The 7,629-nt window shown below is 49.7% G+C and carries 8 protein-coding genes and 1 pseudogene; 7 read left to right on the top strand and 2 right to left on the bottom strand.

Features of this window, described 5'->3' with window-relative positions:
* Positions 1-284, top strand: a pseudogene (locus VIM87_RS23760) (hypothetical protein); the annotation flags it as partial.
* Position 285: 1 nt separating this feature from the next.
* Here VIM87_RS23760 and VIM87_RS23765 read toward each other — a convergent pair.
* Positions 286-708 carry a secondary thiamine-phosphate synthase enzyme YjbQ gene (locus VIM87_RS23765; protein ID WP_331999420.1) on the bottom strand — a complete coding sequence of 141 codons (423 nt, stop codon included), beginning with the start codon at positions 706-708 and terminating at the stop codon, positions 286-288.
* Positions 709-1,393: 685 nt separating this feature from the next.
* Here VIM87_RS23765 and VIM87_RS23770 point away from each other — a divergent pair.
* The 3 genes from VIM87_RS23770 (at position 1,394) to VIM87_RS23780 (ending at position 3,184) form a co-directional block, all read left to right on the top strand.
* On the top strand, positions 1,394-1,762 hold the full coding sequence (locus tag VIM87_RS23770; protein WP_331999421.1) for a response regulator: 369 nt from the start codon (positions 1,394-1,396) through the stop codon (positions 1,760-1,762).
* Between the two features lie 80 nt (positions 1,763-1,842).
* The gene (locus tag VIM87_RS23775; protein WP_331999422.1) at positions 1,843-2,421 is read left to right on the top strand and encodes a flavodoxin family protein; all 579 of its coding nucleotides are present in this window, start codon (positions 1,843-1,845) and stop codon (positions 2,419-2,421) included.
* A gap of 61 nt (positions 2,422-2,482) precedes the next feature.
* Positions 2,483-3,184 (top strand): hypothetical protein, encoded by a 702-nt coding sequence (locus VIM87_RS23780; protein ID WP_331999423.1) that lies wholly within the window; start codon positions 2,483-2,485, stop codon positions 3,182-3,184.
* A gap of 6 nt (positions 3,185-3,190) precedes the next feature.
* Here the strand turns inward: VIM87_RS23780 and VIM87_RS23785 are convergent, their stop codons facing one another.
* Positions 3,191-3,583: a DoxX family protein gene (locus VIM87_RS23785; protein WP_331999424.1), complete on the bottom strand. Its 393-nt coding sequence runs from the start codon at positions 3,581-3,583 to the stop codon at positions 3,191-3,193.
* A gap of 90 nt (positions 3,584-3,673) precedes the next feature.
* Here VIM87_RS23785 and VIM87_RS23790 point away from each other — a divergent pair, with 90 nt between their 5' ends.
* The 3 genes from VIM87_RS23790 to VIM87_RS23800 form a co-directional block, all read left to right on the top strand.
* A complete protein-coding gene (locus VIM87_RS23790; RefSeq protein ID WP_331999425.1) occupies positions 3,674-4,507 on the top strand; it encodes an AraC family transcriptional regulator in 834 nt (277 codons plus the stop codon).
* A 33-nt stretch (positions 4,508-4,540) separates the two neighbouring features.
* Positions 4,541-6,247 (top strand): arylsulfatase, encoded by a 1,707-nt coding sequence (locus VIM87_RS23795; RefSeq protein ID WP_331999426.1) that lies wholly within the window; start codon positions 4,541-4,543, stop codon positions 6,245-6,247.
* Positions 6,248-6,298: 51 nt separating this feature from the next.
* On the top strand, positions 6,299-7,629 hold a 1,331-nt coding region (locus tag VIM87_RS23800; protein WP_331999427.1), incomplete at its 3' end, for a DUF5127 domain-containing protein.

Here is a 7,629-nt window from a genome sequence, read left to right on the forward strand (position 1 = left end):
TATGGATGGCCGCGCAGGGGCATACGGGCATGGCCATATTCCTGGCTATCTATGCAGCTTTTTTACTGGTAATTGATGCCATCTTAAAACCCATCCTCATTGCAAAAAGCGGCGGTAAGCTGCCCTTCCTGGTATTGTTCCTGGGCGTAATAGGCGGGCTGGCAGCCTGGGGTTTTACGGGCATGTTCAAAGGCGCTATTATACTGGCGGTGTTTTATACCATCTTTACCTCCTGGCTGCAAAGAAGGCGGGAGCCTGCCGGCACCGGCGCGGTAACCAGCTGAATTAAGCTCCCCAGGCCGTAATAACAATTCTTCGTCTGCCGCCGTGGTTGCGGTGTTCGCATAAATATACCCCCTGCCAGGTTCCCAGCGCAAAGCGTCCGTTGCGGATGGGGATCATTACAGAGCTGCCCAGCAGGGCCGCTTTCAGATGGGCCGGCATATCGTCCGGGCCTTCGTCATTATGTAAAAAATCAGGATCGTTTTCCGGCACCGCTTTGTTAAAGTAGGTTTCAAAATCTTTCCGCACAGTAGGGTCTGCATTTTCATTCAGGGTAAGCGATGCAGAAGTATGTTGTATGAAAACCTGGCAAATGCCCGCCTGTAAAGTGCTGATCTCCGGTATGGCACGCGCGATCTCCGGGGTAATAAGATGAAAGCCCCTGGGTTTTGCGCTTAATTCCAGTGTTTGCTGATACATTTTCATGACGTTAAAATTAGCTCAAATTTGCGGGGTATTTACAGGCAGTGCCTGGCTTATAGCATGGGGATTTTGAATATTCCATGAATATTTCCTTACTTTGAGAGCCCGTTGGAAACAGACTATGAGCAATTGGAAGATTTTTCATAACTATATTTTACTATCAGCCTTTGCATTCAAAATACTGATACTGGGGACGTTCCTTACTTTAGCGTCTCACAATATCTGTTGGGCGAATGCACTGAATGAGGATGTGAACTGGAACCGGCTGGTCATCAAACAACGGAAAAGGAACGATGAGCCGGTACATTCAACGACCTCTCATAAGAGCGAAGCAGCGGTGGAAAGCTATCGCAATTTATCTACCAGGAAACTGTTATTATTACCCCTCATATTCTTTTTTACAGGCATTACGGTCTGTTCGATTTTATCCCTGGACGCCTTTCTTATCCTAACGTACCGCTATAAACCGGAAAAGATCTTTCTCCGGCATTGCTCCCTTCTCAGATGATACCCCCGCTGTACATTTAATTGTTCGGATACTGACAGATACACAAGGATCTGGCTGTGGCAGCCATTATTTTATACGTTACAGCACCAGGCCTTTGCCAGCAAGCCTTACCGGTATACCTGCCGGTAACAGGCATCATTAGGGGGGATTTATATTCGATAACTATCTGGGATTACTGCAATGGAAAAAACTATACTGATCATTGAGCGGAATACTGAAACGGTTTTCTTTTACAGGAAATTACTGCCGGCCCACGGCTATGCAATAGAGCATGTATCATCCGACAGCCAGTTATTAAAATACGATTTTCATATACCGGACCTGTTCATTATCAACAGCCGTTTCCTGACATTAAATGAGTGTGAGATCTGCCAGCATCTTAAGAACGGCCCGCTCACAAAAGATGTTCCGGTGATCATTATTTCCGGTACGCATAATATGGAAGCAATGGCCCGGCAATGCGGCGCAACCGCTTTGGTGGAAAAGCCGTTCACCTCTGCCAACCTGCTGGCGGTAATTAAGCGCTGCCTGGGAGAAACAGGAGGGTAGCAGCTGTAAACACGCTATCATTGCAGAGTTCTTCATTAATCGCGGCACATCAATTGTGACGCGTTTATGAAACGATCTTCATGAAAGCGATCATTCTGTTAGGTACTTTAAAAAAGGAGGGACTTTCCAATACCGCCGTTCTGTCTGAGTTCTTTAAAGAAAAGCTGCAGCAAAAGAATGTGGAATGTGAGATCATTCAGCTGGTAAATGAAAATATTTTGCCCGGTACCTACACCAATATGGGCGCCGGTGATGCCTGGCCGGCCATCCTGGAAAAGCTGGCAGCAGCACAGCTCATCATTTTTGCAACACCCATCTGGTGGGGCAATCATTCATCGGAAATACAGAAAGTAATTGAACGCCTGGATAATATTCATGACGAGATCCTGGCGGGTAAACCATCAAGGCTGGCCAATAAAGCAGCAGGCATCATCATCACCGGCGATTCTGACGGCGCACAGCATATCATTGGCAACATCAGCAACTTTTTAAATGCTATTGGCCTGGTGCTGCCGCCTTATGCCTCCCTTTCCGTATTATGGGAGGGGCAGAAGAAAGGTGCTGCCCCCACCCGGGAGCAGCTGATGGAAAAATATGAAAAGGAATACAGCAAAACTGCCGCTACTATGGTAGAACAGCTGATGAAGTACGCACAGTAACTATTTCCGGCTACAGGTTAGGCCATCTTATTTTCGTATATTCATTTGCAAATTCACGTTCATGAAAACATTTGCAAAAACAGGTATGCTGTTTATGCTGTTCCTGTTGGGCATACAACAGTTAAAAGCACAATCGGCTGAAGGGGCCTGGCAGGTGAAAACAGATTCTGCTACCACCATTATGCTGGTTACCCCTGATTATTTTACAATTACCACCTACACGCCCGCTGCTTTTGTATCCACTATGGGCGGCACCTGGCAGGGCACTTCTGAAGGCAATGCCACCACTACCATAGAATTTAATTCGGCCGATAAGGCGCAGGTAGGCCAGCACCCGGATGCAGCCGCTGCTTTTGAGGGCGAGCAGTTAGCCCTTACCCTGGGTGGCAAAAAGATGGTTTTTACCCGGGTGGATGATGGGATAGCCGCACTGGCCGGCCGCTGGCAGATCACCGCCCGCGAAGCCAATGGCAAAATGAACAGCATGCCATCCGGCGCCCGCAAAACCATTAAAATATTAACCGGCACTAAATTCCAGTGGGTAGCCATTAATACGGAAACCGGCGAGTTCTTTGGTACCGGCGGCGGTAGCTACACATTTGAAAACAACGTGTATACGGAGAAGATAGAATACTTTTCACGTGATAATAACCGGGTAGGCGCCTCGCTTAGCTTTAAAGGCAGTGTGAATGGTGATAAATGGGACCATAGTGGTAAAAGCTCTGATGGTAAGCCGCTGCATGAGGAGTGGAGCCGGAAATGAATCCTGCTACTTCCTCATGATCCCATCCAGCGCCCAGCTGTTGCTCTGTATAAATTGCAGCAGGGTAACCAGGAACGCAATATGTATAAACTGTGAGGGTAAGGCTTCCCAGTTCTCTATCATACAGGCGCCAAAGATCAGCACCAGCATCACCAAGCTGCCGGCAATAGCCGCCGCTTTGGTAAACAGGCCGCTGAGCAGCAGCAGCCCTATCACAAATTCTGCAATAGGCAGCGCATAGCTGAAAGGCGTTACCAGCATTTCCGGCAGCATAGATTTTTTAAAGGTACCTGCCATCCAGCCGCTGAAAGCCGCCAGCTTGGGCAGCCGTACCAGCCCATGTCCAAAAAAGCTGGCGCCAATAGCCAAACGCAGTAATAAGAAAGAGATCGTGTTCATGAAGTGTTATGTTTTTAGTAACGCAAAGATCATCATTGACAGGGGCCTGCCCCTGTACATTTATGGGTATGATCTGTATCTTTACAGGGTATGGAGATCAGGAACCTTTATCAGCCCTATGAGCTGGAACTGCTGGAAACCAGCAACTATCCTGCCAGGGTGCATAAAAAAACCTTCTTTGAAATGGTATTCATCCTGGAAGGTAAGGGCATACAGCACATTAACCGGCACCAGCTGCCCTATGCGCCGGACAAGCTATTCCTGATCTTCCCGGAGGATCTGCACAGTTTTGAAGTGCAGGAAACCACGCGTTTCTTTTTTATCCGCTTCAATGATAGTTACCTCAAAAGCCAGTCTGTAGAATGGATAAAGAAAATGGAATTCATTTTTCATACCTATAACCATTTGCCCGGCTGCATCCTTAAAACAGTTACTGATAAACCGCTGGTACGTGCTATTGTAGAGGCTTTGATACGGGAAACCGGTAACGGGTACCCGCAGCGTGGCTACGTAATGGCGCAGCTGATCAATACCATCATTGCCCTGGCGGCCCACAACATTACCCTTCAGGGAAACCATGCTATCCAAAAGCAAATACCCAGCACCGCTTTACCATTGCTGAATTACATCCATGAACATATCTATGATCCCGAAAGGTTAAAGGCAGAGAAGATGGCTGCATACTTCAACATCTCGCCCAACTACATTAGCGAATATTTTAAAAAAGCAGCAGGAGAGGGGCTGCAGCAATACATTACCGCTTACAGGCTAAAGCTCATAGAAACCCGCCTCCGTTTTACGGATAATCGTATTGGTGATATTGCATATGAATTTGGGTTTACAGATGAAAGTCATCTGAACCGCATCTTTAAAAAATACACGGGCCAGAATCCTACTGCCTACCGTAAACAGCATGTATTATAAGCTACCACAGTTTTTAACACAACAACTATGCAGATGAAAAAGAGAGCCGTTTATACCGGTATTGGATTGGCTTTGCTGGGCATTACATCACTGCTAACACTCAGCGCCTTTAAAAAAGATCCGCACCCGCCCAAAGCAAAACGGCCCAACATTGTAGTGATCCTGGCCGATGATCTGGGTTTTTCAGACCTGGGCTGTTACGGCGGGGAAATTCATACGCCTAATATCGATTTCCTGGCGCATAACGGCCTCCGTTATACGCAGTTTTATAATACCTCCCGTTGCTGCCCCACCCGGGCCTCCCTGCTTACCGGTTTATACAACCAGCAGGCCGGCATTGGTAAAATGACGGATGCGGAGGACGAGCCGGGCTACCTGGGCCACCTCACAGATAGCGCAGTAACCCTGGCGGAAGTATTAAAGGCCGCCGGGTACCACACCGCTATGTCGGGCAAGTGGCATGTATCCAACACTAACGGGCAGGCCAGCCCGCAGGAGCAGCTGAACTGGCTCAATCACCACAAATTTTACAATGAGTTTTCACCCATCAGCCAGTACCCCACCAGCAGGGGCTTTGAAAAGTTCTTCGGCACCATCTGGGGCGTGGTGGATTTCTTTGATCCCTTTAGCCTGGTAAGCGGTACAACGCCTATTAAAGAGGTGCCTGCCAATTACTACCATACAGATGCCATTAACGATACAGCTGTAGCTTACATTAACGGCTATGCGGGATCAGACAAACCCTTCTTTTTATACGTAGCGGAAAATGCGCCGCACTGGCCTTTGCATGCGTTGCCGGAAGATATCGCCAAATACGAGAACACCTACAAGGCAGGCTGGCAGGCCATCCGCGAAGCGCGGTATCAAAGAATGGTGAAAATGGGCCTCATTGACCCGGCAAAAACTAAGCTTCCCGGCCGCTGGAAAGCAGACCTGGAATGGAAAAACAACCCGGACACCGTATGGGACGCTGCCGCCATGGCCGTGCATGCCGCTATGATAGACCGGATGGACCAGGGCATTGGCCGCATTATCAACGCCCTGAAAAAGAACGGGCAGCTGGATAATACATTGATCCTGTTCCTGTCGGACAATGGCGCCAGCCCGGAGAATTGTGCTGCCTACGGCCCCGGATTTGACCGCCCCAATGAAACCCGCGACGGGCGCGAAATAGTATATGCCACTAAAAAGCAGGCCATGCCCGGCCCGGAAACCACTTACTCCTCCATTGGGCAGCGCTGGGCCAATGTAGCCAACACGCCCTACCAGTACTGGAAGGCCGAATCCTATGAAGGCGGTATCCACACCCCCATGATCGCATACTGGCCCAAGGGCATTACCGCAAAAAAGGGAAGTTTTAGCGGCCACGTAGGGCATGTTATGGATTTCATGCGTACCTTTATCGATTTAGCAGGTGCGGAATACCCGGAAGTGTACAACGGACGCCCGGTGCAGCCTACTACTGGTATTAGCCTGGCGCCGTCTTTCGGTAACCTGCAAACACCCGGTCATGAGGCGTTGTTCAATGAACATTTCGGCGCCCGCTACGCAAGGCAGGGCATGTGGAAGCTGGTATCTTTAAGCAACGACAGTACCTGGCATTTGTATAACCTGGCCACTGACAGAACCGAAACTATGGATCTGGCAGCGCAGCATCCTGACAAGGTACGGGAGCTGCAAACCCTGTGGCAGCAATGGGCCAATACACATAAGGTATTTCCGAAGCCGGGTAAAAAATAAAAGTAGACGAACCAATTGTTAACATAAAAAAGCGCAAATAACTTCACGCTCATGAATGGACTGATTAAAAAGCTCTGTACCCACGGCATGCTAACCGTAATGACTATTGGTACCAATCTTTACGCGCAGGAAAAAATGCCTGCCTACCCGTTGATCACGCACAACCCGTATTTCAGTATCTGGTCTAACACCGATACGCTCACGGCATCCGCTACCCGGCACTGGACCGGTAAGGAACAGGCTTTACTGGGCATCCTGAAAGTAGATGGCGATTATTACCGTTTTATGGGGCAAACCACCCCTGAATACAAAGCGGTATTACCGGCCGGCGATGAGCAGGCCTACAGCTGTAAGTACCTGATGGAAACCGCGCCGGCAGCAGGCTGGGAAAAGGCAAAGTTTAACGACAATGCCTGGAAGACCGGCGCAGCGCCCTTTGGCGACGACCGTGCCAAAGCAGGCACCAAATGGACCGGCAAAGACATCTGGTTACGCCGCAAATTTAAGCTGGCAAGCGTACCCACCGGAAAGCTGGCCCTGCGCCTGTTTCATGACGATGGTGCAGAAGTGTACCTGAACGGGCAAAAGATCACAGAACAGGGCGGCGCTAACGGCGATTATGAAATGATACCGCTGTCAGATGACATCCGCTCAAAGCTGGTAGTTGGAGAGAACGTGCTGGCCGTACATTGCAACAACACCGGCGGCGGCACCTGGATAGATGCCGGTATCACAGAGCAGCTGGTGAATAACAGCGAAGCCGGTTTAAAAGTAGCCCCGCAAACCAATCTAAAGGTAACGGCTACACAAACCAAGTACAGCTTTACCTGCGGGCCGGTGAACCTGGAGGTGACCTTTACCTCCCCGCTGGTGCTTACCGACCTGGCGCTGCTGGCTACACCGGTATCCTACATTACGTATAAAGCTGCGGCTGCCGATGGAAAGCCCCACAACGTAATCGTTTACCAGGGGGTATCATCCAACGTGGCAGTGAACCAGCCCACACAGGAAGTACACGCATCCGCCTACCTGAAGAATGGCCAGCAGGTGCTGCGCGCCGGCACTACAGAACAGCCGGTGCTGCAAAAGAAAGGGGATAACCTGCGTATAGACTGGGGCTACGTATATGCAGCCGCACCAGCGCCTACCGGCATACAGCAGTATATTACCACCGAAGCAAATGCCATCAGCGCTTTTATGCAGGGCCAGAAAGGCGATACCGGCGTTACCGGCAGATCGCTGATGTTAAACAGCATTATTCCCCTTGGCAGCGTAAGCAGCACACCGCAATCCAAATACCTGATGATCGGGTATGATGATATTTATTCTATTCAATACTTTGGCACCAACCTGCGTCCCTGGTGGCGTAATACGGCAGGTGC

Source organism: Chitinophaga sp., from assembly GCF_036569125.1.
Lineage (GTDB): Bacteria > Bacteroidota > Bacteroidia > Chitinophagales > Chitinophagaceae > Chitinophaga.

Excerpts from the sequence above, each read along its gene's own strand:
- VIM87_RS23765 (WP_331999420.1), bottom strand. The coding sequence starts at position 708 with ATGAAAATGTATCAGCAAACACTGGAATTAAGCGCAAAACCCAGGGGC.
- VIM87_RS23775 (WP_331999422.1), top strand. The coding sequence starts at position 1,843 with ATGAAAGCGATCATTCTGTTAGGTACTTTAAAAAAGGAGGGACTTTCC.
- VIM87_RS23785 (WP_331999424.1), bottom strand. The coding sequence starts at position 3,583 with ATGAACACGATCTCTTTCTTATTACTGCGTTTGGCTATTGGCGCCAGC.
- VIM87_RS23780 (WP_331999423.1), top strand. The coding sequence starts at position 2,483 with ATGAAAACATTTGCAAAAACAGGTATGCTGTTTATGCTGTTCCTGTTG.
- VIM87_RS23770 (WP_331999421.1), top strand. The coding sequence starts at position 1,394 with ATGGAAAAAACTATACTGATCATTGAGCGGAATACTGAAACGGTTTTC.
- VIM87_RS23790 (WP_331999425.1), top strand. The coding sequence starts at position 3,674 with ATGGAGATCAGGAACCTTTATCAGCCCTATGAGCTGGAACTGCTGGAA.
- VIM87_RS23795 (WP_331999426.1), top strand. The coding sequence starts at position 4,541 with ATGAAAAAGAGAGCCGTTTATACCGGTATTGGATTGGCTTTGCTGGGC.